Source organism: Candidatus Phyllobacterium onerii, from assembly GCF_028331445.1.
Classification (GTDB): domain Bacteria; phylum Pseudomonadota; class Alphaproteobacteria; order Rhizobiales; family Rhizobiaceae; genus Phyllobacterium; species Phyllobacterium onerii.
In genome coordinates this window covers 41,444-63,060 of the sequence record NZ_JAQMHX010000020.1, presented here as the reverse complement: position 1 = coordinate 63,060, position 21,617 = coordinate 41,444, and the positions used below count along the sequence as shown (strand labels likewise).

Here is a 21,617-nt window from a genome sequence, read left to right as displayed (position 1 = left end):
GACGCACGTCCGGACGTTGCGGACCGATCGGCAACTTTCCCGACAACTCGGAGGATATCGTTATGAAGATCAACCATCCCATCGCCGGCTCTATGGCCGTTGCCGCAGGTTTGGCGTTGGCAACGACGGCAGCATTCGCCCAGGATTCGGCCAAGAAACCAAGTGTGCCCTTGCAAAAAACCATCGGGACTGTCACGCCGACCGGCCCTGTGCCGTCACTTGCAGTCATCAATTCGGCAGGAGCCAAGCTTGACGGCGGCAAGCTTGTTCTCACCGGCGTGTCGGCAAATTCCATCGTCTTTGCCGACCGTCCGGTGCGGGCCGCAGGACATGTCGCCACCGAGCAGTTCATCATGCAGTGGGATGAGGGCAAGGACAACTTTGCCGTTGACCCGCCAAACGCCACGGTATCCGTGCTCGGCGGCGACGGATCGGGTGTGAGTGACGCTGTCGTCACCCTCAAATCTCCGAAGCTCGACGGCGGCAATCTCACATTCGACGTTATGGTTCTTGAAGGAAGCCTGGATGGTGGGTCCGGGCCAGCAGCGCTTTTCATCGATCATTTCGGTGGAAGCTTCGGCGGCGGCGGATTTGGCGGAGGCGGTTTCCATGGAGGCGGATTTGCCGGGGGTGGGAACTTCGGCGGAGGCGGCTTCCGTGGCGGCGACTTTGCTGCAGGAGATTTCCATGGAGGCTACGCCCATGTCGGTGACGTCAATGTTGCCCACGTCGGCGGGACCTACTGGCATGCTCCGGTCTATCACGGTGCCTGGTATGGCAGCGGTGCGGTGGCAGCCGGCGCGGTAGCAGGTGCTGCCCTAGGTGCGGCGGCTGCCAATCCATATTACTACCCGCAATGCGGCTATTATCCGCTACCACCGTGCTATTGAGTTATTCGCAAAGCTCAGGCCGCTTTGGCGCAGCGTGAATTTTGCGTTTACGGCTTCCCGCTCAGAAATGCATGACGACGCCGAAGATCGGTCCCTGCTGGACGACATCGAAGACGAAGCCGTCATCGCTGTAGTCGACACCAAGCGCCCGATAGCCCGCAACGGCCGAGATCTTGTCGTTGAAACTGTAGCCGATGCCGCCTGCGACATCCCAGTCGACATTCGCGCCGCCACCGCCGACAAGGCCCCACCCTGTCAGATATACCTTGTCGGTGATGGAATATTTGCCGCGCAGTCCGGCGAGACCATCGACCCAGGTCGCCCCGTCGCTCCGGCCGCGGCCGTCGAGGATGCCGCCGCTGAACGAAATGTCCGTGCTGGCGTGCCAGACCCTCAGGCCTCCGACAATATCGAGATTGCCCCGCTCATTTTGCAGAACCGAATAGCCGGCACCGACGAGGCCGGCAAATGTTTCGGACGAAACGTCGACGCTTCCGGCAATGATGCCTCGCGGCGTGGCGCGGCCACTCGAGATCTTGGTGTACAAGATGTCGGTGAACAGGCTGTAACGGTCGTAGCGCGCCTCGCCGATCGCCATGGCGGCAAAGTCGAGATTCTTCAAAATGTCGCCGAAGTCCATGTCGAGATGCACGGTCGGCAAACCGAAAAGCCCGGCGTCACCGGACATGCCCGCAGCCCAGAAATACGGGGCAATGGCAAACGTCCAACCATCCCTCTCGGTCTGCTTGAGTTCGGGTGCCATCGGCGACGTGATGTCGGCGGCACGCACGGGACTTGCTGCCAGAAGACCAGCTGCGATCAATGCTATCAACGAAATGGAATATTTCATGTTGTTTCCCCCAACGTCGCTCGACCGTCTCCAACACACCGCATGCCAAAACGCGACGCCGTCCAAATTGAATCCCCACGCCCAAGGTAACACCGTTCCAGCTTGACCGCCATCGACCTTAGGGGAAGGCATTGGCTGCAGTCGGATGCAACAACTAGAAGGTGCGTAACGAACTGGCTCAAATGACCGCTTTGAGCCATAAGCAGGCACTATGGTCGTCTTGATGGGAGTTGAACCATCGATCCTGAAACAATATGCGGGGGATGATTCAGCAGCATAACAGCAACTTAAAGAATGTCAGGCCGTCTGTTACATTCCCAGCGGTGATTGCTTTAAAAGCAACTGCGCTTGTCTGTTCAATCGGCGGACCCTAAGCAGGTTCGCTGGCCCAATCTTCAAGTCCATGGCGTATTCGGATCACGAAAATGGCTCCCTTCTCTTCGATGCGGTAGACAATCAGATGGGCTTTGAACGGATGGATCCTGACCGGCGGCGAAATCCCTTCTCGCTCACGCGCCGTTCGGGGATTTGCGGCGATCAGTTCAAGGACCGCGAACAAGTCGTCATGGTACCGCCTGGCCTGTAGCGCTCCGAATATGCGGATACCTTCCTCGGTGAAGGCGATGATATCCTCTTCCGCTTCGACAGAAAGGCTAAAACGCATTATCTGCTGGCGCGCGGCGTTTCCGTTTGCGCGGCAGCCGCAGCGAAGAGCTCGTCCTTCGACCGGCTGCCAACACCACTTTTGAGACCGTTATCGACGAAGCGTTGCATGGCAACAATCTTATCACTACGCGTTTGGTCCCTTCGAATCAGATCGCGCACATAATCACTAGCATTGGCGTATCGCCCGGTCCTTGCCTGGGCTTCGACCCAATCTTTCATTTGGTCCGGTAGAGATACGTTCATAGTAGCCATTCAAGCCTCCATTTGCGCCCAGATTGACTGAGTTTGGCAAAGTTTGTCAAAACCTGATCGTCTTACATGACTTTTCAGGCGGGCAGAGTTCATTCTGACCCCGTTACGCGCCACCGGGAATCGCCATTAATAAAAACGGTGAACCAGGCGGTCAGCCTGTAAAATCTTGACCATCCTTGCTCAGGATTGGCATTTGTTCAACTACAGAACCTGTCAGGAAAACTTCCTTTGAAAATGCCGATAACACATGAATTTCGAGCAACTTCCATTGTGGCGTCAATGTCTTGATCCATCGTCGAAGTCCGTTTCACAACATTCGCTACCGGTCGGCTTGAACCAATCCGAATCGATGACGGCGCCATTCTTCTCGTCATCACTTCGCAGAACGGCGCTCCAGGGAGCCAACAGATCTGGTTGAGCCAAGGTGCAATCGCTCTCACGGTGACAAGATATATATTCAGGCGCTTCGATCCAATTCCGATCCGCGTCGGCGCGTCTGGAGGCTTGCATCTTTCAATGCCATAGGAGCGAAAAAAGCGGGAACCTTTCATCGGCAATATCATCTAATATGTCCAACAGGAGATTGGCCATGTCAGCGGTTTTGAACAAGACGGTCATTACAGCCATTCACATCGAGGATCTTGAACTTGCTCGCCGCGCCATGGCACAAGATGGCGAAGCTTTTCGCCTGATCATGCAAACCCACAATCGCGGGCTATTCCGGATCGCGCGCGGTATCATGCGTAATGACGGCGAGGCCGAGGATATCATTCAGGAAGCTTACGTCTCGGCATTTGTTCACCTCGAAAAATTTCGCGGGGATTCTTCGCTTGCGACGTGGCTGTCCCGGATCGTCATAAACGAAGCCTTGGGCCGACTGCGCAAAAAGCGGCATGCGTCCGCTTTTGCAACAGCAATCGTTCTGGCGCCACAGGCGGACATCATTCAATTCCCCCTCAACACGAGCGACGATCCGGAGCGGATGATGGCACAGCGACAGATGCTGCAGATGGTGGAACGGGCGACCGACAACTTACCGGATATCTATCGCACTGTTTTTATTGCCCGGGTAATCGAAGGACTGAGCCAGGAAGAAACCGCCGAGCATCTCGGTATCCGTCCGCAGACGGCCAAGACGCGGCTGCATCGCGCCCGTGCGCTGGTGCGCAAGGAGCTGGAGGGCCAGATCGGTCCGGTATTGCTGGATGCGTTTCCTTTTGCGGGCCGCCGCTGTGCGCGCCTGACGGCAGCTGTGATGCAACGCCTCGGTTTTCCTGATTAATTCCTGGAACCTTTTTCCTTCGGAACCATCCAATAGCGGTCAACGGAAAACAAACCCGGGAATCCGGGTGAAGGAGATTTTCTATGTTCTCGCAAACAACGGCGATTATGACCGCACTGTCGCTTCTGGGAGGTGTGTCACTTGCCCAGGCTGCTGACAAACCTACCGACCCGCAGATCGCGCACATCGCCTATACCGCCGGGATTATCGACATTGATGCGGCAAAACAGGCCATTGCCAAATCCAAGAGCAAAGAGGTTGTCGCCTTTGCCAAGGATATGGTTCGCGATCACGAGGCGGTCAACGTGCAGGCGCTGTCACTTGTCAAGAAGCTCAAGGTAACACCGGAAGACAACGATACCAGCCAAGCGCTCACCAAAGCTGCAACCAGCGAGCGGGCAAAACTCGATAAGCTCAAGGGTGCGGCTTTCGACAAAGCCTATGTCGACAATGAAGTGGCGTATCACAAGCAGGTGAACGGCGCACTTGAAACACTGCTTATTCCGTCGGCGACCAATGCAGAGTTGAAGAGTTTGCTAGAAACCGGCCTGAAGATATTCCAAGGACATGAACAGCATGCGGAGCACGTTGCCGCAGAGCTCAAATAGGGCTGCTGCAGTGTTGTCGAGGCGGAAGCTTCTGCCTGCTGTGGTTCTCTTGCTCCACCTGAGTGCAATTCATGCAAAAGCCGAGACCCTCCAGGTCACAATCGAAAAAATGGCGTTTTCACCGGTGTCGATTGACGCCAAGATTGGTGACACGATCGAATGGGTCAACAAGGATTTTTTAGTCCACACTGCGACTGTCAAAGAAGGCTGGGAAGTCATGATCCCGGCGGGCAAGTCTGCAAGCCTTGTGCTCACCAGCGTGGGAACAGTGCAGTATTACTGCCGTCTCCATCCCAACATGAAGGCAAGTCTTACGGTCAAGCCATAAGACGATTGTCAAACGGGAGATCGGTCCTGCTTACTTGATCCGTTTCTCGCCGTTCCGGCGTGGCAACATCGCCCTCGTCAGAGTCGACAGTGGCTCGGTCGTTCAAGGAAAACTGGCACCTCCTTTGTTTGGACATTGCAGTCATCACTCCGGAACGACGCAGACTTTTGATCGCGTCAGAACTCTTCCTTCCCGGCCATTATCGGGCGAAAACATGCCGCCACGGCCCGGGACGACGTCTATGATAAGCGCGGTGTGCTTCCACACGTCATATTGCGGGGCGCTGATGTAGAACCGCCAGACTGATGAAACAAAAGCGGCCCTCGGCTGCATCCCGTCTACAACGTTTAAGTCGCCGGTTTATTGCCGAATAGGAATCGCGTATCCAATACGAGATTCTTTCAGGGATCGTTTGGTGCGCTGGAGCCCGGTACCTGGCGCAGGCACCGGTTCAGTCTCTTGGTGAGACCTTCGAAAGCGGTCCACTGACAACGCACCGCAGGCCGGCAGGATCAAAAGTCACAATGGGCTTTTCTCCAAAGACGGCAGCCAGCGCCGAACGCACGTATCTGGTTCCGTAACCTGCCCTCGTCGGAGGCGCGACAGCCGGCCCCCCGGTCTCGGCCCACTCAAGGGTCAACGCCGGTGTGTCGCTGGCAGAAATTTCCCAGACCACGCTGACGCTTCCCTCCGGGGTTGAAAGCGCACCGTACTTGAGGGCGTTTGTGACAAGTTCGTGCAGGCATAGCGCCAGGGTTGTCCCCGCCTCGCGGGTGAGCAGCAGATCAGGCCCTTCGACATAAATTCTGTTCCTCCCGTCGGCACGATAAGGCTCCAGAGTGAGGTTCACCATGCCTCTCAGTGCGACGGCGTCGCCTCCTGCTTCGAATACGGCGGAGTGGACGTTGGCCAGTGCCCCCAGGCGGCCTTCGAAGTCAGCGGTAAGAGCATCGATCGTGTCGGCACCGCGACGGGTCATGCGAAAAATCGATGTCACGCTGGCCAGGATATTTTTGACGCGGTGGTTGAGTTCGAGACGAAGCTCCCTTTCCCGCTCGATGGAGTCTCTGACTTCCCGCTGGCGCAACCGGACAAGGAGCGCAGATTGCACGCCGCTCACAAGCTCCAGGGAAGCGATGGGTCTTTGAAAGAACAGCTGGCGTGAGCGTGGCCATCGCCTGTCCAGTTCCGCCCGGATTCGCGATTGCTGTGCTGTTCGATCCAACAGCACGAAAATTGGCAAGTCCGACCAGTTTGGCTGAGTGGTCAAATGGTTTGCGATGGCCTCGATCGTCGGAGGATTGAGGGACTCGTGGGTGGCAATGATTACGCCGGGCGATTGCGGAAGCTTCCGCACCAGATCCTCGGTATCGGCACAGGCCCTGACGACCATGCCATGTTCCACGAGCAACATCTCGATATAGGCTGCGTCTTTCCTGTAGGGTGCCAGGACAAGCACCCAGTCCAGTTCGCCGTGATTGCTGGCGTCCATCACGCCTCTGGCAGGGGGTTGTACGCAACAACGGTAACGCCGGAGCTTTCGATCAAGAGCTCTCGGACGTCGAGGTCATGTGGACCGTGCCGCTTCTTGACGACCGTGATGCTGCGTCTGAGCTTTCCTTCATGTTCGGAGATCCTGAGAAGCAGGACAGTGTCTCCAAGGAAGCTGACATCGACGTCAATGCCAACATTTTGCCCGAGCAAACCGTGTTGCGCGACGATCAACATGGTCAGTACGCCCGAACGGGCGAGATATTTCAGCAAAGACTGGATATCGCGCACGGCCTTCTCGCGGTGCGGCAGTGAATTCAGATATCCGGTGAAGCTGTCGATCACCACAACGCGCGACTTTTCCCGGGTGACCACCTCTTGCGCGATCTTGCCGAATTCGCCGGGCGATATCTCGTTGGGATTGAAATCCCGTATGATCAGCTGGCCGTCCTTGTGAAACTGGCGCAGGTCCATGCCAAGTCCCTCGGAACGCCGGAAAAACGTTTCCAATCTTTCCTCAAACAGAAAGAGCGCAACGCTCTCGCCCCGTTTCAATGCAGCTGTCGCGTAGAGCGATGACATGGTGGATTTGCCGGTCCCCGACTGGCCGATAACCAGCGTCGTCGTTCCCGACTCCTGTCCGCCGCCAAACATTTCATCGAGGGCTGTAACGCCCGACTTGATCAGCTGCGGTTTGACTGTTTCGGATGCCGCCCCGGGAATTATCCTTGGGTAGATGATAACCCCTTCTCCTTCCCGTATGGCCATATCATGATAGCCGTCGGCCACAGGAACGCCGCGCATCTTGCTTACCTCGATCCGGCGACGGACCCCGCCATATTCCTCGAGCGATTTGTCGAAGCGGATGACACCATGGGCAATCCCCTCGACCTCCTCGCCGCTGCGCTCAACTGAGCCGTTCGTCTGTGTATCCAGTAGCAAGGCCACCACCTGCCGCTGCGCCAGGAAAGATTTAAAACCCAACAGTTCGCGTCTAAAGCGCGGGGAATCTCCTGTGATGAGGCGGATTTCCAGAAGCGAGTCATAGACAAGCCTGTGGGGCTTGTGATCTTCAATTGCCTGCTCAACGGCTTTCCGGGTTTCGTCGAGCCGGAGCTCCGTGGTTTGAAAGATCGTTTGATCCGAAGCGCCATTCACAGCATCGGACGCCGACAACTCCTCAACTCTGATACCCTTGAGGCTCCAGCCGTGAGAAATGGCGATCGATTCAAGCTCTGCCGCGGTCTGGGAGAGACTGACGTAAAGGCAGCGTTCCCCGGCCTCGACGCCGGCGAGCAGAAACTGTAGCGCTGCTGTTGTCTTGCCCGATCCGGGAGCACCTTGCAGGATGTAAAAATTGGAAGAAGGCAAGCCGCCCCGGAGGATTTCATCCAGCCCGGCAATGCCGGTTTTCACGACAGATTGTTTCTTATGCGTGACCATGTCGATCGAATCCATTCCGTTGAAATCGAGTAGGGGGAGACGCCAGACGGCTGACTGCAAACGCTTCCCGCTTTATATTCCACATTGACCATCGTCAACATCGCGATCGACGGCATCCGCATTCATATGACCTCGAGCCGCTATCGAGCCACCTCCATTAATTCACCATTCCCATCTCTCGTACGGCCTCTATGATGTGTTTGTGGTGGTAAGGCTTTCCAAAAAAGCGGCCCTCGACCGGAAGTGTGTCGTCGGACATGTACCTATGTCCCGATGTAACGATGATCTTTATCGGTGGCCACCTGTCCCGCACCGCGGCCGCCAGTTTCAATCCATCCATGCTTCCGGGCATGTCGATATCGGTGAACAGCACCCGGATATCATCGCGTTCACTCAGGATAGCGATTGCCTCGTCGGCATCGCCCGCTTCCAACACGCTAAAGCCGGCGGCTTCCAAAGCGTGGGCGATGTCCATGCGGACGATGACCTCGTCTTCTACAACGAGGATTGTGATCGAGTTCTTCTTCATACGAAGTCCCTTTCGTAGCGCTGTCCGTCTCATCGTGGGCTGCTTTCCAACGCGTGCGCTCTCAAATCGATCCGAAGAAAATAAATAGTGGACCAAAGCACGGTAGCGGACGACCACGGCCGCAAGCGCGGAATGGGCGCAAACGCTTGCGAAGAACGAATATTTTCACCTGTCCTGTCCTGTCCTGTCCTGCCCTGCTCGCCTGCAAATTCAGTGCACCGACCCTGCAAACGCGCTCCTGAAAATCCTGGGACGACAAAGATGCAAAAGCGAAGCATCGGTTCGCCTTGAACGATGCGCTTCTTCGCGACCGTCGTGCGCGCGGGAAAGGGCGACCATCCCCCAACCTTATGATGCTGACAGCGACACCGCGACCGGAGGGGGCGCCGCATTGACATCTTGGTGTGTGGAGGGGTACACGTCTAGCGTCGATGTTTGCTAGTTTGACTTTTGTTATCGCGCGCTGGCAACGTGCCCTGGACGAACTTCCCCTTCAAAGATCGAGATCATCATCCGCCAAGTTCTATGTCGGCGGGTCGTTGCAATTGCTATGAAAGGGTTCGTTATGACCACTGGCACAGTTAAATGGTTCAATTCCACCAAAGGCTTCGGCTTTATCCAGCCTGACAACGGCGGCACCGATGCGTTCGTTCATATCTCTGCGGTCGAGCGCGCCGGTATGCGCGAAATTGTCGAGGGTCAGAAGATCGGCTACGAGCTGGAGCGCGACAGTAAGTCGGGTAAAATGTCGGCCTGTAATCTGCAGGCTATGTAATCGGTAACCGCTTTGCCTTGGCCACGGCTATATTGATACTGTCGAAGGCAAGTTAACCAAGTGGGTCAGGCATCTGCCTGGCCTTTTTTTATGTTCATGAACTGTCGGAAGCCTCCGAGCCGGATAGCATTGCTCCGCGGCCAGCCGGCGCATATTCGGAGATTTGAATGACAGAGCAGAGCAATGAGCTCCAGGCGATCAACACGGCCTGGCAGATTGCCATTCAGGAAATCCTACGGATGGTCGTGCGGGATATGTACAAAACGGGCGATGAAACTGTGTTCAAGTCGCATATCAAGCGCATCGAGGAGGCAGCGGTCGACAGCATTTACTCGGGTCTCATGCTGCGAGGGACAAACGAATGGACAGAGGTGCTGGTCAAAGAAAAAGCGAGTAACTTCGTCACCACTCTGCTTACCTCCTTTACCTTCGATCGTGCATAGCCTGCGGCTAACGTGTGTACCCGGCGTGCCGCCGCATACGAATGCAGGGACCATGATGAACCTAGATCGATACCACTGTGTCTTTTCTCGGCGGCATGGATGGCGCGACCGTCGCTGCCGCAAAAGCCATCGGCGCCTCTAGTGCCGGCTTTTCAACGCTATGAACGCACCCGAAATCCGACGAACTCCTGGCTCTGTCGTAGCGCCATAGGGAAGGCTCACTCCTAGACTAAATCGCTTTATCCGAGCGTCCAGCAAGTCAATCTCGATGTTTGTAACGGGCAGACATCGCGCCAAAAGCTGTGGCGCGATGTCATGGTACCGGGAACCAGAATTTAGTATCCGGTACTTCTTGCGTCATTCATTTCGAGCGCTGCCGATGGTGAAATGTCGGCGATCATGGCTTCCGCTGTGATCAATAGCCCGGCAATCGAGCCGGCATCCTGAAGGGCTGTGCGGACCACTTTGGCCGGATCGACGATGCCAGCCGCAATCATATCGACATAAAGTTCGGTCTGCGCGTTGAACCCCTGATTGGGTTTCTTGCTGTCCAAAAGATTGCCGACAACGATCGAACCTTCGACACCGGAATTTTCGGCTATCTGTCGGATCGGAGCTTCAAGGGCTTGCAGCACAATCGAAATACCGGCGGTCACGTCGGCATTTGCTCCGGTAAGGAGAGCCAATGATGCCTTGGCACGCAACAGCGCGACACCGCCGCCCGGAACAACGCCCTCTTCCACCGCAGCACGCGTGGCGTTCAGCGCATCGTCAATACGGTCTTTCTTTTCCTTGACCTCGGTTTCGGTTGCACCACCCACACGGATCACCGCAACGCCACCGGCAAGTTTTGCCAGTCGCTCCTGCATCTTTTCCTTGTCATAGTCTGAAGTGGTTTCCTCGATCTGCGCTTTGATCTGCTGGACCCGCGCTGCGATGGCGGCCTTGTCGCCTCCTCCCTCGACGATCGTGGTGGCTTCCTTGTCGATGAGGAGGCGTTTTGCCCGTCCGAGCATGTCGATCGTGACATTCTCCAGCTTGATGCCGAGATCTTCGGAGATCAGCTGACCACCGGTAAGGATCGCAATATCCTCCAGCATGGCCTTGCGACGATCACCAAACCCCGGGGCCTTGACCGCAGCCACTTTGAGACCGCCGCGCAACTTGTTGACGACAAGGGTCGCCAAAGCTTCGCCTTCCACATCCTCGGAGACAATCAAAAGCGGCTTTCCGCTCTGGACCACGGCTTCGAGGATCGGCAGCAACGCCTGCAGATTGCCGAGCTTCTTTTCGTGAAGCAGGATGTGGGCGTCCTCCAGTTCCACCCGCATCTTGTCGGTATTGGTGACGAAATAGGGCGAGAGATATCCGCGATCGAACTGCATCCCCTCGACAACTTCGAGTTCGGTGTCGGCGGTCTTTGCCTCTTCAACGGTAATAACACCCTCATTGCCCACCTTCTTCATTGCCTTGGCAATCATCTCACCAACGGTGGCATCGCCATTGGCGGCGATGGTTCCGACCTGGGCAATTTCTTCCGAAGTCTTGACCTTCTTTGCCCGCGCCTGAATGTCGGTGACGACAGCGGCCACGGCAAGGTCGATACCGCGCTTTAGATCCATTGGATTCATCCCGGCTGCAACGAGTTTTGCCCCCTCGCGCAAAATCGAGGCGGCCAACACCGTCGCCGTGGTGGTTCCATCCCCGGCGAGGTCATTGGTCTTTGATGCGACCTCGCGGATCATCTGTGCGCCCATATTCTCGAACTTGTCGGCAAGTTCGATTTCCTTGGCGACAGTGACGCCATCTTTGGTTATGCGCGGCGCACCAAAAGAGCGGTCGATGATGACATTGCGCCCCTTTGGGCCCAGAGTCACCCTGACGGCGTTGTTCAGTATTTCGACACCGCGAAGGATCCGGTCGCGGGCATCGGTGGAAAATTTGATTTCTTTGGCAGACATGTTTATTCGTCCAGTTCGTTCTTGAAATTGAGAAGTGCGGCAATTGCCCATAGGGCATTCTTCGTTCCGCCTACTGGGTCTCGACGATGCCCAGGATGTCCGTCTCCTTCATGATCAGGAGATCGTCGCCGTCAATCTTGACGTCGGCACCGGACCATTTGCCGAACAGAACGGCATCGCCTGCCTTGACATCGAGTGCGATCAGGGCGCCGCTTTCATCACGGGCTCCCGGTCCCACCGCAATCACTGTGCCTTCCTGGGGCTTTTCCTTGGCAGTGTCGGGAATAATGATCCCGCCCTTGGATTTGATATCGCCTTCAGCGCGTCGAATGACGACGCGGTCGTGAAGTGGCCGGAATTTCATGAGGAACTCTTTCTGCAGCCAGACAATGTGGCTCACATGCCTTCATACCCTCATTGGCACTCGAATGATAGGAGTGCTAGCTGGCAGCGCCCAAATCGGAACCTGCAAATACCCTCGGCGGTTGCTTTCGCCTACGCGGGCGGTAGTGGATCACTCGTTGCCATCTGCGCAATCAGGGCCGCGAGATCTCTGAGCAAGTCCGAGACGGTTTCGCCAGCCTGTCAGGCTGCACCCGGCCAGTTGCAGTCAGTTATGACGGGCATTGATCGCGATGCGCTTGGTCTTCGCCTGTGCCAACGCGACGAAGCGGAAGATCGGGGGCATTGAGCTCCGGTCAGTTTTGCCGAATCTCTGGCTCATTGCATCGGGTCCAACCGGCATGACCAAGCGGCCGCCAATGGCCAGGCGCTCCTTGATGCTCGGGTGGCTCCGGAGCCGCTTCTGGCCCTTCCCGCGTGCCGGCGCCAGTGCGCAGGTCGATATCGTCGCTGTTTCCGAACAGATGTTTTCTGCTGCCCGCCACGACAGGAATGCGACAATTTGCATAGACTGTTATGCATGATTAAGGATTGCCTCAAATTTGACCTAAGGTAGTCTGGCGTCGTTGGGTTCTTCTCCTCCCGGAAACCCAGCTCAAGTGTGCTGCACCTCCTCCCGCGGTACATTTACAATCAGGACCGCTGCACCTCCTCCCGCAGCGGTCCTTTTTTGTTCATGACGCTCCGTACCCGATCGCCGGAGGTTGACATATTCCTGCGGCGGCGCCGGCGGCCGTCGCTGTCAGCCGAGAACCTATCTTGCTCTATTGGAGCATCGGCAGCGGGAAATTAGCCCGCCAGAGCAGCGCAGGATGGGTGTCCGCGTGATCGACAGGCCCGGTCCTTTTGCCTCGAAATCTCAAATATATGCGTGCCTTGGCGCAGGTGTTTCCCGACGAGGAGATCGTGCAACAACTTGCTGCAAGGTTGCCTTGGGGCCAAAGCGTCAAACGCATTGAAGCTTTGAAGAGTACTGAAGAGCAACTTTGGTATGTCCGTCATGCGAAGAAACATGGGTGGAGCCGCAACCTCCTCGCATATCAGATCGAAAGCGGCCTTTATCGACGGCAAGGCAAAGTACTTACCACTTCGCACGGACCCTCCCTGCTCCACAGTCTGCCTTGGAGGAGCAAAAGCTTTTTGCGAAGACTAGCAAATTCGAGTTCGTGTCCTGGCGCGATTTGGCGGCCGGGATGGGGCCGAAGGCATGGTTCTGCGATCCGCAAGCCCGCTGGCAGAAAGGCTCTGTCGAGAACATGAACAAAAGAGTGCGCCGCTACCTGCCGCGTGACACGGATCTCTCCTGTCGCTGCCGCAGCAAACCGTGCGATCAATCAGCGAGCGTCTCAACACGACCCCGGGAAAGTGTCTCGACGACAGGACCCGACCGAAGTGTTCAGAGAACAGCTTGTTGAAATCGTATCGCTGCCGGACTGACCTGCCCCAGACCGCCGTTGCATTTGAATTAGAACCCACACCCGCTTGCATTGTGCCGTTATCTCAAATTGGGATAGTTGCCGAGGTTAAATCGGCGTCGATGAACAGTGTAGACAAGATTTTTTCTACAATGCCCAGAATTGCACCAAGGTTGAGGTCATCAACCTGGTTCAACGTTTGACCGCATAGAGAGCCCGCGAGCGCTCGATATGAACAACCATAGCCCGTTCCGCCGCGTCGGCATCACCACCTTTGATGCAATTCAGGATTGCCGCATGCTCCTGAAGTGTCACGTTTTCCTGACCGGTCCAGATCAACATCTCGATGTGATACTCGAACAGCCATTTTAGCAGCGACTCGCTCAATGCCTCGAGGATGGGATTACCGGAAATCGAAGCGATTTTACGGTGGAAAGCAATATCATCCGCGATGAAGCGCTCAGAATTGCCGTAGTGGCGTTTCTGGCTGGCCAAGATTGACTCGAGCGCGTCGATGTCACCGGGCGTCGCCCGCTCGGCCGCTATGCGGACCAAACCGCGCTCATAGAACAGCCGGGTGCCTTTGAGATGTTCAAGCGATTCCGGGGAAGTCAGCATCAACATGCGTGCCACCACATCGATCTGCTTGAACATCTTCCGCGGCGTCAAAGCGCTAACCCTTGCCCGCTCGCCGTGGGAAATGGATATCAACCCCATAGTGTGCAGCGATTGCATCGCCTCGCGGATCGCGGGCCTGCCCACGCCAAATCGCTCCATGAGATCCCGCTCGGAGGGCATCTCATCTCCGGGACCGATTTCGCCGCTGGCGATAAGGTCGTGCAACCGATCGAAAACCTCATCGGACAGCTTTCTTCGGACGATTCGATCATCGAGATTTTTCATAGGCCAAAAGGACTCCCGAACCTTCATTGCAAATCAGTGTGGTGCGGACGAAGTCAGCACTGTCAAACGTTATAACGCAGGAGTGCTACCGCATAGGGCTTCAATAAAAGCTCGATCTGATCTTCGCCAAAGGGCAATCTCCTCCTCGCCGCTCCTGGGAAACTATCCTCGTCCAATATGGCGACCGACAGCCTGGACGGGCGGGCGGACAGATCAAGGGTGGCCGTATGTACTTCCCCCGTGATATTGGAGATCAAAACGCTTACATGTCCTGCATCGTCCTTAAAGGCTGCGAGCAGTATTGAGGCCTCTTCCTCCGAGCTGCTCTCGAGCACAGATTGCCCGGCGAGGCAGCATAGCCACTTGGCGACAGTGCACGCCGGATAAGGGGTCTCGGCGTCGCCGACAAGGCCGGCGGCGCCGAACAGGCCAGCGGGAACGAAGGAAGCAATGTTATGTTCGGCAACGCGCGCGGCGTACCCGGCCATGAATGAAGCAGCAAATACACCGCCCTGTCGCGGGTCGGCTTTCGCCATCGCCTTGCGTTCGCCCAAATCGTTCTCGAAGGCGCGCGAACCATAGGGGTTCTGGCGCATCGGAATGAAGGATGGCCCCAGGCGATACGTCTGGACGTCGCCCATGATCTTCCTTGCAGAACGAAAGATGAAGGGCAGCGCCTCAAGCGTCTGCATCACACTTTCGTCGTCGGCTGCATGAACGATTGGATTGGTGCCATGCGTGACGAAATCCAGTTTTTCAACAGGCGGCCGCTTGCGATTGAGTTCGGTAAAGTAGCTTACCATTCCACCGCCAATGGCAAGACCCGCAAAGTTCTCGTGCGCCGCGTCGTAAAGAGCGGACAATGGCGGGCATTCAGGCCAGCGGCTTCCTGGCGGCGTAGACTGCCTGTCCACCAACGGGCAAACGGTCAGCCCGGCAAGCCGAAGCGCGGATCGCTCGATCTGCGCTGCCAGCGCCCGAAACTCGCCATCGAGGTCGGTGCCAGCAAGGGCGACATACTCCAGCAGGATCGGGCAGTTTGTACGATTGCGGAGTTGGGCATAGCCGGTCAATTCAGCTTCGCCGTGGCCGGCTGATGGGTCGAGATGACAAAGGAGAAAGCCGGGACCAATCTCTTTGACTGCCGACGCACCGTCGAGTGCCTGCTGCAACGTGTCGGGCATGACGAGCAGTCCCGTTTCCGCCAGCCTATGGCCCGAAGGCTTCCCGGAAACCGTCACGCGGACGGTGTTTCCGTTCCTCCTGCGCGTCGCCGCCGATGGTGCTACCCGCAGCGACAGCTCAACCTCCTGCATGTTCGCGGTGCCGGCGGGCATGATGTAGGGCCATGGCAAGGCGAGCGGGCGCACATAAGTCTTATAGGAGGCATCCGACCAGTTGCGCTGATCCTCCATCTCGAACGCAGCGCCAAGCAGGCGGCAGGTCGCTTCTATCCCCTCAGCCGGATTATGGCTCAGGGAACGGATCGATTTGAAGGGCTGCCAGGGCGCGATCAGATCCGGGAATATTGCCTCTTCTGTCGCCCCGTCGCAGTGTTCGACAGTGACGGGCTTCCCGGCGACCCCGACGATTGGATGCAGTACGCAGAACCCGCACCGATTGGTCTCGAAGTCCCGGTCCGGCGTTGCCGTGACGGAGAATTTCAGCGTTCCGTCGGCGTCGCCGCCGATTATCGCCGTATAGCGCAATCGACCGCCGCAGCTGGCGAAATAGCGCACTTCAAAACGTTTCGGCTGCATATCGACAACGAGATCGCTGATAGCCGGATCGAACGTGCCCCAGTCGCGATCCCGCACGACATAGGCGATGGCGCGGAGTATTTCGTGCCCCTTGAAGCGGATCGCGCGCAGGTTCCCCTGTACCAACTCCGCCTCCAGATCCCCCGCCCTCAACAGTTGCGCGTCGGCCGGGGGAATGTCCGTTCCAAAGAGCCTGAGCGAACGAGGTGACGGAGCCGTCATGTCAATGTCGCGACATCGACTGGCGCAAGGTTCCCCGCCGCCGATTGATAGGCGGCGGCCACGAGCGTCATGGTTTTAAGATTATCGTCTCCTGAGGTTTCCGGGACGGTCCCGCCGGCAAGGCAATCCACCCAGTGTTTCTGTATGGCGTAGACACTTTCCTGGATATTGTGCCAGGGCCGGCATGCCCAGTGGTGAAGGACCGGGGCGACCGTCTGCCTCTCGGTCACGCCATTGCTGTGCACGATCAATTCGTAGTTGGCATTGAGCCGGATCGAGCCCCGACTGCCATCGATTTCCAGCAGTGTCTGCGGGAAAAGCTCTTCTGCCAATGCTGTCGCGTAACTGCAATCACAGATACTGTTCACGCCGCTTTCGTGGAGCATGAGCACGGTCGCAACGTCCTCGCCCCTGATCTTGGGATTGACCCGATTGATGACCGCAGACAAGCGGCTTACATCGCCAAAAAGGAAGCGGGCAATGTCGAGGATGTGGATGCCGAGGTCCTCGAGGATGAACCGCTGCGATGTCGCAAGATAGGGTTGGCCCGAGAAGACGTCATAGGCCGATCGAAACGACACTCTTGCCCAAAAGACGGTTCCGATCCGGCCGCTGTCCAGGACAGCGCGGACGGCGCGTATCGGCGCCTGCCAACGGAAATTCTCATGCACCATCAATGGCACACCTGCCCGGGCACAGGCATCGACCATCGCGCGGGCGTCGCTGAGACTTTCGGCGAAGGGCTTTTGGCAAATGACAGGCAGACCTGCGCCAGCGGCCGACTCGACCAGCGGGCGGTGCGTCGCGACAGTTGTTGCGATGTCGACGAAGTCGAGGGACTCGCGGGCCATCATTTCTGCCGCATCGGTATAAAGATTGCTGATCCCGAACTTCTGGCCGGCATCCCGCAATCTCTCCTCGTCACGATCGCACAGGGCCGTAATCGCGCTATCACCTATTTCTTGCCAGGCATGGAGGTGGTTATGGGCAAAGAAGCCACAACCGATCAGTCCGCCTCTCACCATTGTCAGCCTCCGATCGCTGCCTGCTGTTGCAGCGCAAGTCTTTGTTGAAGCCTTCTCTGAAACTGGTCAACGACAACGGCCGCGATAATCACGACACCCTTGATGACAATCTGCCAGAACGAGCTGACGCCCATCATCACCAGGCCATCGGAAAGGATACCGATCACAAACGCGCCGACGATGGTGCCGCCGATCTTGCCGCGGCCGCCCGACATCGATGTGCCGCCAAGGACGGCAGCAGCGATCGCATTGAGTTCAAAACTTTCGCCCGTGGCGGGATGGGACGCCACCAATTCGGATGAAATGATCAGGCCAACGATCGCGGCACAGAAGCCAGAGAACATATAGACGAACATCTTCACGCGATTGACACGCACGCCGGACAGCGCCGCCGCCCGTTCATTGCCGCCGACGGCATAGATAAAACGGCCAAGTGGCGTGCGTCCGGCGATATAGGCAGCACCACAGCCGATGATGACCAGCAGCCAGATCGATACGGGGATGCCCAAAATCACGCCCGACCCGAGAAACGGAAACCCGGTCGTGCCGAGTTCAGCGTTACCGACGAGGTTCGGGAACGTCCGTCCGTCCGACGAAAGGAGGGCAAAGCCCCGGGCCACGTAGAGGGTGCCGAGCGTCGCAATGAATGGCGCTACATTCAATCGCGTTATCAGAAATCCGTTGAGGGCCCCGATCAGGATGCCGACGGCCAGGGTAACGAGAACGACCTCGACCACATTGAAATAGATCGTGTAGCCTATTGGTCCGAGATTGAGCCCGTTCATGATCAGTCCGCCTGCAACCATACCCGACAGGCCGACGATCGATCCGACCGAAAGATCGATGCCTCCGGTGATGATGACGAAGGTCATGCCTACGGCAAGGAACGCGTTGAGCGCCACATGTTTCGACATGATCATCATGTTCGCCGTGCTGAGGAAGTTCGGCGCGGCAAAGGAGAAGAAGATCAGGACCAGGAACAGGGCGATGAAGGTCCGCATGTGCAGGAGCGCCATCACTGCCGAACTGGAGGTCAATCCGGGCGCCTGCTTGGTAATCGTAGCGCTCATGATCGAGCCTCCATGGTTTGGCCGGTAATGTCGTGGCCGACGCTCGATGCGGCGACCACGGCTTGTTCCGTTGCCCCAACGCGTTGAAAATCGCCGGTGATGCGGCCTTTGGACATGACGATGATGCGGTCTGACAGCGCCATGACCTCTTCGAGGTCGGACGTCACAAAGAGAATGCCAAGGCCGTCCGCCGCAAGCCTGCGCATGGTGCGGAACACTTCCGCCTTGGCACCGATATCGATGCCACGGCTCGGTTCGTCCATAAGCAGGACTTTCGGATCCGTCATGAGCGCCTTGCCGATGACCACCTTCTGCTGGTTTCCGCCTGAAAGCGATGCGACCTCATTATCCGGATTGGCGATCTTGATCGCGAGTTTGCGAACGTATTGCGCGACTGTCGCGCGCTCCTTCTTGCCGTCGATCTGCACGCCGCGCACATAGTTCCAGAGGCTCGCCAGGGTCATGTTGTCGCTGATCGACATGATCTGGATCAGCCCCTCGGCCTTCCGGTCCTCCGGGATCAGGGCAAGCCCACCATTGATACGCTCAAGGACATCCGCCTTGGGCAATGGCCTTCCGCCAACGAGGATCGTCCCCCCGGCATGCTTGTGCCGCCCCATGATACAGTCGAACAACTCGGTTCGGCCCGCCCCCATCAGGCCGTAGATGCCGATGATTTCCCCTGCCCGCAACGACAGTGAGACATGGTCAACCATATAACCGCCGCCTTGCCTCGGCAGCGTAATATCCTCGATTTGCAAAATCTCGTTGCCGTATTTGTGCTCTGCGGTCTTGGCATAGTCCTTTGACGACGCGCCGATCATGCTTCGCACGATCCAAGGCACATCGATGTCCTTCATCGAACTCGAGCCGGTTATGCTGCCGTCTCTGAGGACAGTGATGAAATCGCCGATGCGCACGAGTTCCTCGAGACGATGGGAAATATAGACGATTGCCACCCCCTGCGCCTTCAGCTCGGCAATCACGCGGAACAGAATTTCGACCTCGGTGGCGCTCAATGCCGAGGTCGGTTCGTCCATGATCAGAATCCTTGCGTCCTGTGACAGGGCCTTGGCAATCTCGACAATCTGCTGCTGGCCAATGCGCAATTCTCCGACCGGCCGGTCGACCGCAATATCATGTTCAAGACGCCGCATGAGTGCCCGGGACTTCTCTTCCTGCGTCGTGCGGTCAATATCGATGCCGAAACGGCATTGTTCGCGCGTAATGAAGATGTTCTCGGCGACGGTCATGTTTGGGAACAGGTTGAGTTCCTGAAACACAATACCGATGCCATTGCGGATAGCATCCTGCGTACTGGTCATGCGAATGGGCTCGCCATGCAGCAGTATGGTGCCCTCGGTTGGCTGTTCGACGCCGCTGATAATCTTCATAAGGGTCGATTTGCCGGCGCCATTCTCCCCGACAAGCACATTAACGGCGCCTTTGCGGACATCGAAGTCCACGGATTTCAAGGCGATCGTCCCCGGATAGACCTTGGTAGCACCGCGCACGCTGAGGATGACTTCCTGATCGGCGTTCATGGCTGGCCGCCTGCGATGGTGACGTCGGACGGCGCAATCAGGATTTCAGCTCCCGCACTCGGGGCCACGAAAGCCCCCGTTACACTCACATGTTTTCCAACAAGGTTGTCCCGGTCGAGTTTGGAGAGTTTGGCCTCGTAGACATGCGCATTCAGCGCACGGCCAACATTGGCATATTCAATCTGGTTCTTGAAGGCGCTGAAAGGGATGAAAGGCAGGACGTCACGCAGCGCCGTGCCACGGATGACCGGGCCAAGCTGCACCTTGGCATCGCTCTTGCCGTCGCCATTCGTATCCACCGCGATATAGGCGGCCCTGGACTTGGTGTTCGAGTCGACCACCTGGCCGTCAAGCCTGACTATGAAACTATAGGGGTTCTGGGCAGGATTCTCGCTATATCCATACTGCGGCCCGGCACTCCTGGCGTCCTTTGCCAACGCCGATTGGACCTCGGCAAATCGATTAGCCTTGTCGCGCATGAAAGGCTCGACCTTCGGCGTCCATATATCGGCAACCACCTTCTCGGCATTGAAGTCCGAGGAATCAAAGAATATTTCGAGCTGGCCGGAGGCCTTGGCGCTGGCGGCTTCATTCTTCTTGATCTTGCAGCCCGAAACGCCGAGCACCACGACGGCGACCGAGACGGCAACAAGGACGTTTACTTTGATTGTCATCCATTTCACTCGCGAGCATAAGGATCAGGGCATCGAAGAAGGCATGGCGGATCTTGCGTGATCCGCCATGCGCCTCTTGTGCTCATTCCTTCATGGCAAAGGTCTCGAGCTTTTTGGCATTGTCGGCAGTGATCAGGACGCAATCCATCAGCTGCTTTTCCTCTACGCCGGTGGAGCCGGTTTTCAGATATTTGTCCGCCTGCTCGACGGCCATTTCCGCTTGCCGGTAGGCCGGCTGCAGGACAGTGCCCTTGATGCCACCCTCGCTGATCGAATCGCGCACGTCATTGCTGCCGTCAAAGCCCACGAGGATGACGTCGGTGCGGTTGGCGGCCTTCAACGCGGCCCATGCCCCCATGGCCATGGTGTCATTGCCGGAGATTACACCCTTGATATCCGGATTGGCTTGCAGGATGGATTGCATCTTGGCGAAGGCCTCGGTCTGGCTCCAGTTCGCCGACTGGCGCGAAACCATCTTCATGTCCGGATACTGATCGATGACGTCATGGTAGCCCTTGGAGCGGATGCCGGCATTGATGTCCGCCTCGCGTCCGACGAGCTCGACATAGGTCCCCTTCTCGCCCATCTGTTCGACAAAGAATTCAGCGCCCAAAGTTGCGCCCTGATAATTGTTGGAGACGATCTGCGACACAGCGATACCGGTCGCATTGATCTCGCGGTCGATGAGGAAGGACGGGATCTTTGCATCCTTCGCCTTCTGTACCGCAGCGACCGAGGCATCGGAACCTGCGTTGTCGAGTATAATCGCCTTGGCACCCCTTGCGATGGCGGTATCGATCAACTCATTCTGCTTGTTGGCATCGTCATCATGCACAAGCACGATCGTTTCGTAGCCCAAGGCCTCAGCGCGAGCCTTTGCACCCTCCGCTTCCGATTTGAAGAAGGGATTGTCGTGGGACGGCGTGATAATTGCCAGCAGATCAGCGGCACTGGCAAAGCCAGGCGAAGCTGCCAGAAGCGCGGTTGTTGCTGTTGCAAGCAAGAGCTTTTTCAAGAATGTCATGGTTTCTCCTCCCGAGTGACACTTTTATCGATCGCTTTTCAATGGTGTATCGCTGTCCTC

General features: G+C 57.1%; 23 protein-coding genes and 2 pseudogenes. 8 read left to right on the top strand and 17 right to left on the bottom strand.

The genetic code is table 11. From position 1 onward, the window contains the following. Positions 1–62 precede the first annotated feature (62 nt). Complete coding sequence (locus tag PHA01_RS26835; RefSeq protein WP_271899326.1) at positions 63–890, top strand: hypothetical protein; 828 nt, start codon at positions 63–65, stop codon at positions 888–890. 61 nt (positions 891–951) lie between these two features. On the opposite strand, the gene PHA01_RS26830 is transcribed toward PHA01_RS26835, so the two are convergent. The 3 genes from PHA01_RS26830 to PHA01_RS26820 all read right to left on the bottom strand — a co-directional run bounded on the left by PHA01_RS26830 (position 952) and on the right by PHA01_RS26820 (position 2,658). Further along, the gene (locus PHA01_RS26830) at positions 952–1,740 is read right to left on the bottom strand and encodes a hypothetical protein (RefSeq protein WP_271899325.1); all 789 of its coding nucleotides are present in this window, start codon (positions 1,738–1,740) and stop codon (positions 952–954) included. 370 nt (positions 1,741–2,110) lie between these two features. Continuing rightward, complete coding sequence (locus PHA01_RS26825) at positions 2,111–2,404, bottom strand: type II toxin-antitoxin system RelE/ParE family toxin (protein ID WP_271899324.1); 294 nt, start codon at positions 2,402–2,404, stop codon at positions 2,111–2,113. Then, entirely contained in the window at positions 2,404–2,658 is a 255-nt protein-coding gene (locus PHA01_RS26820) for a type II toxin-antitoxin system ParD family antitoxin (protein ID WP_271899323.1), read from the bottom strand. Before PHA01_RS26820 ends, PHA01_RS26825 begins: the two co-directional genes overlap by 1 nt. A 589-nt stretch (positions 2,659–3,247) precedes the next feature. Between PHA01_RS26820 and PHA01_RS26815 the strand changes: the two genes are divergently transcribed. From PHA01_RS26815 to PHA01_RS26805, 3 genes are all read left to right on the top strand, one after another. After that, positions 3,248–3,940: an RNA polymerase sigma factor gene (locus PHA01_RS26815; protein ID WP_271899322.1), complete on the top strand. Its 693-nt coding sequence runs from the start codon at positions 3,248–3,250 to the stop codon at positions 3,938–3,940. Between the two features lie 83 nt (positions 3,941–4,023). Next, positions 4,024–4,548 (top strand): DUF4142 domain-containing protein, encoded by a 525-nt coding sequence (locus tag PHA01_RS26810; RefSeq protein ID WP_271899321.1) that lies wholly within the window; start codon positions 4,024–4,026, stop codon positions 4,546–4,548. After that, the gene (locus tag PHA01_RS26805; protein ID WP_271899320.1) at positions 4,517–4,876 is read left to right on the top strand and encodes a cupredoxin domain-containing protein; all 360 of its coding nucleotides are present in this window, start codon (positions 4,517–4,519) and stop codon (positions 4,874–4,876) included. The genes PHA01_RS26810 and PHA01_RS26805 overlap by 32 nt, the downstream gene beginning before the upstream one ends. 144 nt (positions 4,877–5,020) lie before the next feature. Here PHA01_RS26805 and PHA01_RS26800 read toward each other — a convergent pair. The 4 genes and pseudogenes from PHA01_RS26800 to PHA01_RS26785 all read right to left on the bottom strand — a co-directional run. Beyond that, positions 5,021–5,167 (bottom strand): annotated as a pseudogene (locus PHA01_RS26800) (DUF779 domain-containing protein); the annotation flags it as partial. Positions 5,168–5,327: 160 nt separating this feature from the next. After that, positions 5,328–6,368: a sensor histidine kinase gene (locus tag PHA01_RS26795; RefSeq protein WP_271899319.1), complete on the bottom strand. Its 1,041-nt coding sequence runs from the start codon at positions 6,366–6,368 to the stop codon at positions 5,328–5,330. Beyond that, positions 6,368–7,810 (bottom strand): DUF7125 family protein, encoded by a 1,443-nt coding sequence (locus PHA01_RS26790; protein ID WP_271899318.1) that lies wholly within the window; start codon positions 7,808–7,810, stop codon positions 6,368–6,370. The genes PHA01_RS26795 and PHA01_RS26790 overlap by 1 nt, the downstream gene beginning before the upstream one ends. 157 nt (positions 7,811–7,967) lie before the next feature. Next, positions 7,968–8,339 (bottom strand): response regulator, encoded by a 372-nt coding sequence (locus PHA01_RS26785; protein ID WP_271899317.1) that lies wholly within the window; start codon positions 8,337–8,339, stop codon positions 7,968–7,970. Between the two features lie 565 nt (positions 8,340–8,904). Between PHA01_RS26785 and PHA01_RS26780 the strand changes: the two genes are divergently transcribed. After that, a complete protein-coding gene (locus PHA01_RS26780; protein WP_224514387.1) occupies positions 8,905–9,114 on the top strand; it encodes a cold-shock protein in 210 nt (69 codons plus the stop codon). A gap of 167 nt (positions 9,115–9,281) precedes the next feature. Beyond that, entirely contained in the window at positions 9,282–9,557 is a 276-nt protein-coding gene (locus tag PHA01_RS26775; protein ID WP_224514389.1) for a hypothetical protein, read from the top strand. Between the two features lie 335 nt (positions 9,558–9,892). Here PHA01_RS26775 and groL read toward each other — a convergent pair whose 3' ends face one another. From groL to PHA01_RS26760, 3 genes are all read right to left on the bottom strand, one after another. Then, complete coding sequence (gene groL, locus PHA01_RS26770; RefSeq protein ID WP_271899316.1) at positions 9,893–11,518, bottom strand: chaperonin GroEL; 1,626 nt, start codon at positions 11,516–11,518, stop codon at positions 9,893–9,895. A gap of 70 nt (positions 11,519–11,588) precedes the next feature. Then, positions 11,589–11,882: a co-chaperone GroES gene (locus PHA01_RS26765; protein ID WP_271899315.1), complete on the bottom strand. Its 294-nt coding sequence runs from the start codon at positions 11,880–11,882 to the stop codon at positions 11,589–11,591. Positions 11,883–12,128: 246 nt separating this feature from the next. Further along, positions 12,129–12,428 carry a hypothetical protein gene (locus PHA01_RS26760; RefSeq protein WP_271899314.1) on the bottom strand — a complete coding sequence of 100 codons (300 nt, stop codon included), beginning with the start codon at positions 12,426–12,428 and terminating at the stop codon, positions 12,129–12,131. Positions 12,429–12,787: 359 nt separating this feature from the next. Between PHA01_RS26760 and PHA01_RS29545 the strand changes: the two genes are divergently transcribed. Further along, complete coding sequence (locus PHA01_RS29545; protein ID WP_417021046.1) at positions 12,788–13,180, top strand: DUF1016 N-terminal domain-containing protein; 393 nt, start codon at positions 12,788–12,790, stop codon at positions 13,178–13,180. Next, a pseudogene (locus tag PHA01_RS29630) lies at positions 13,078–13,357 on the top strand (transposase); the annotation flags it as partial. The gene PHA01_RS29545 and the pseudogene PHA01_RS29630, both read left to right, overlap by 103 nt. Before the next feature lie 170 nt (positions 13,358–13,527). Here the strand turns inward: PHA01_RS29630 and PHA01_RS26755 are convergent. From PHA01_RS26755 to PHA01_RS26725, 7 genes are all read right to left on the bottom strand, one after another. Then, positions 13,528–14,238, bottom strand: a complete 711-nt coding sequence (locus PHA01_RS26755) for a transcriptional regulator NanR (protein ID WP_271899313.1) — start codon at positions 14,236–14,238, stop codon at positions 13,528–13,530. 62 nt (positions 14,239–14,300) lie between these two features. Beyond that, positions 14,301–16,220 (bottom strand): D-apionate lactonase, encoded by a 1,920-nt coding sequence (gene apnL, locus PHA01_RS26750; RefSeq protein WP_271899312.1) that lies wholly within the window; start codon positions 16,218–16,220, stop codon positions 14,301–14,303. Then, positions 16,217–17,251, bottom strand: coding sequence for a Gfo/Idh/MocA family protein (locus tag PHA01_RS26745; RefSeq protein ID WP_271899338.1), 1,035 nt, complete (start codon positions 17,249–17,251; stop codon positions 16,217–16,219). The genes apnL and PHA01_RS26745 overlap by 4 nt, the downstream gene beginning before the upstream one ends. After that, a complete protein-coding gene (locus PHA01_RS26740) occupies positions 17,248–18,318 on the bottom strand; it encodes an ABC transporter permease (RefSeq protein WP_417021050.1) in 1,071 nt (356 codons plus the stop codon). Before PHA01_RS26740 ends, PHA01_RS26745 begins: the two co-directional genes overlap by 4 nt. After that, entirely contained in the window at positions 18,312–19,859 is a 1,548-nt protein-coding gene (locus PHA01_RS26735; RefSeq protein ID WP_271899310.1) for a sugar ABC transporter ATP-binding protein, read from the bottom strand. The genes PHA01_RS26740 and PHA01_RS26735 overlap by 7 nt, the downstream gene beginning before the upstream one ends. Next, a complete protein-coding gene (locus tag PHA01_RS26730) occupies positions 19,856–20,533 on the bottom strand; it encodes a DUF2291 family protein (RefSeq protein WP_271899309.1) in 678 nt (225 codons plus the stop codon). Before PHA01_RS26730 ends, PHA01_RS26735 begins: the two co-directional genes overlap by 4 nt. Before the next feature lie 82 nt (positions 20,534–20,615). After that, positions 20,616–21,557 carry a D-ribose ABC transporter substrate-binding protein gene (locus PHA01_RS26725; protein ID WP_271899308.1) on the bottom strand — a complete coding sequence of 314 codons (942 nt, stop codon included), beginning with the start codon at positions 21,555–21,557 and terminating at the stop codon, positions 20,616–20,618. Between the last annotated feature and the right edge of the window lie 60 nt (positions 21,558–21,617).

Excerpts from the sequence above, each read along its gene's own strand:
- PHA01_RS26825 (WP_271899324.1), bottom strand. The coding sequence starts at position 2,404 with ATGCGTTTTAGCCTTTCTGTCGAAGCGGAAGAGGATATCATCGCCTTC.
- PHA01_RS26760 (WP_271899314.1), bottom strand. The coding sequence starts at position 12,428 with ATGCAAATTGTCGCATTCCTGTCGTGGCGGGCAGCAGAAAACATCTGT.
- PHA01_RS26820 (WP_271899323.1), bottom strand. The coding sequence starts at position 2,658 with ATGGCTACTATGAACGTATCTCTACCGGACCAAATGAAAGATTGGGTC.
- PHA01_RS26795 (WP_271899319.1), bottom strand. The coding sequence starts at position 6,368 with ATGGACGCCAGCAATCACGGCGAACTGGACTGGGTGCTTGTCCTGGCA.
- PHA01_RS26755 (WP_271899313.1), bottom strand. The coding sequence starts at position 14,238 with ATGAAAAATCTCGATGATCGAATCGTCCGAAGAAAGCTGTCCGATGAG.
- PHA01_RS26830 (WP_271899325.1), bottom strand. The coding sequence starts at position 1,740 with ATGAAATATTCCATTTCGTTGATAGCATTGATCGCAGCTGGTCTTCTG.
- PHA01_RS26810 (WP_271899321.1), top strand. The coding sequence starts at position 4,024 with ATGTTCTCGCAAACAACGGCGATTATGACCGCACTGTCGCTTCTGGGA.
- PHA01_RS26725 (WP_271899308.1), bottom strand. The coding sequence starts at position 21,557 with ATGACATTCTTGAAAAAGCTCTTGCTTGCAACAGCAACAACCGCGCTT.
- apnL (WP_271899312.1), bottom strand. The coding sequence starts at position 16,220 with ATGACGGCTCCGTCACCTCGTTCGCTCAGGCTCTTTGGAACGGACATT.
- PHA01_RS29545 (WP_417021046.1), top strand. The coding sequence starts at position 12,788 with ATGCGTGCCTTGGCGCAGGTGTTTCCCGACGAGGAGATCGTGCAACAA.
- PHA01_RS26765 (WP_271899315.1), bottom strand. The coding sequence starts at position 11,882 with ATGAAATTCCGGCCACTTCACGACCGCGTCGTCATTCGACGCGCTGAA.
- PHA01_RS26785 (WP_271899317.1), bottom strand. The coding sequence starts at position 8,339 with ATGAAGAAGAACTCGATCACAATCCTCGTTGTAGAAGACGAGGTCATC.
- PHA01_RS26775 (WP_224514389.1), top strand. The coding sequence starts at position 9,282 with ATGACAGAGCAGAGCAATGAGCTCCAGGCGATCAACACGGCCTGGCAG.
- PHA01_RS26780 (WP_224514387.1), top strand. The coding sequence starts at position 8,905 with ATGACCACTGGCACAGTTAAATGGTTCAATTCCACCAAAGGCTTCGGC.
- groL (WP_271899316.1), bottom strand. The coding sequence starts at position 11,518 with ATGTCTGCCAAAGAAATCAAATTTTCCACCGATGCCCGCGACCGGATC.
- PHA01_RS26735 (WP_271899310.1), bottom strand. The coding sequence starts at position 19,859 with ATGAACGCCGATCAGGAAGTCATCCTCAGCGTGCGCGGTGCTACCAAG.
- PHA01_RS26730 (WP_271899309.1), bottom strand. The coding sequence starts at position 20,533 with ATGACAATCAAAGTAAACGTCCTTGTTGCCGTCTCGGTCGCCGTCGTG.
- PHA01_RS26835 (WP_271899326.1), top strand. The coding sequence starts at position 63 with ATGAAGATCAACCATCCCATCGCCGGCTCTATGGCCGTTGCCGCAGGT.
- PHA01_RS26805 (WP_271899320.1), top strand. The coding sequence starts at position 4,517 with ATGCGGAGCACGTTGCCGCAGAGCTCAAATAGGGCTGCTGCAGTGTTG.
- PHA01_RS26815 (WP_271899322.1), top strand. The coding sequence starts at position 3,248 with ATGTCAGCGGTTTTGAACAAGACGGTCATTACAGCCATTCACATCGAG.
- PHA01_RS26790 (WP_271899318.1), bottom strand. The coding sequence starts at position 7,810 with ATGGTCACGCATAAGAAACAATCTGTCGTGAAAACCGGCATTGCCGGG.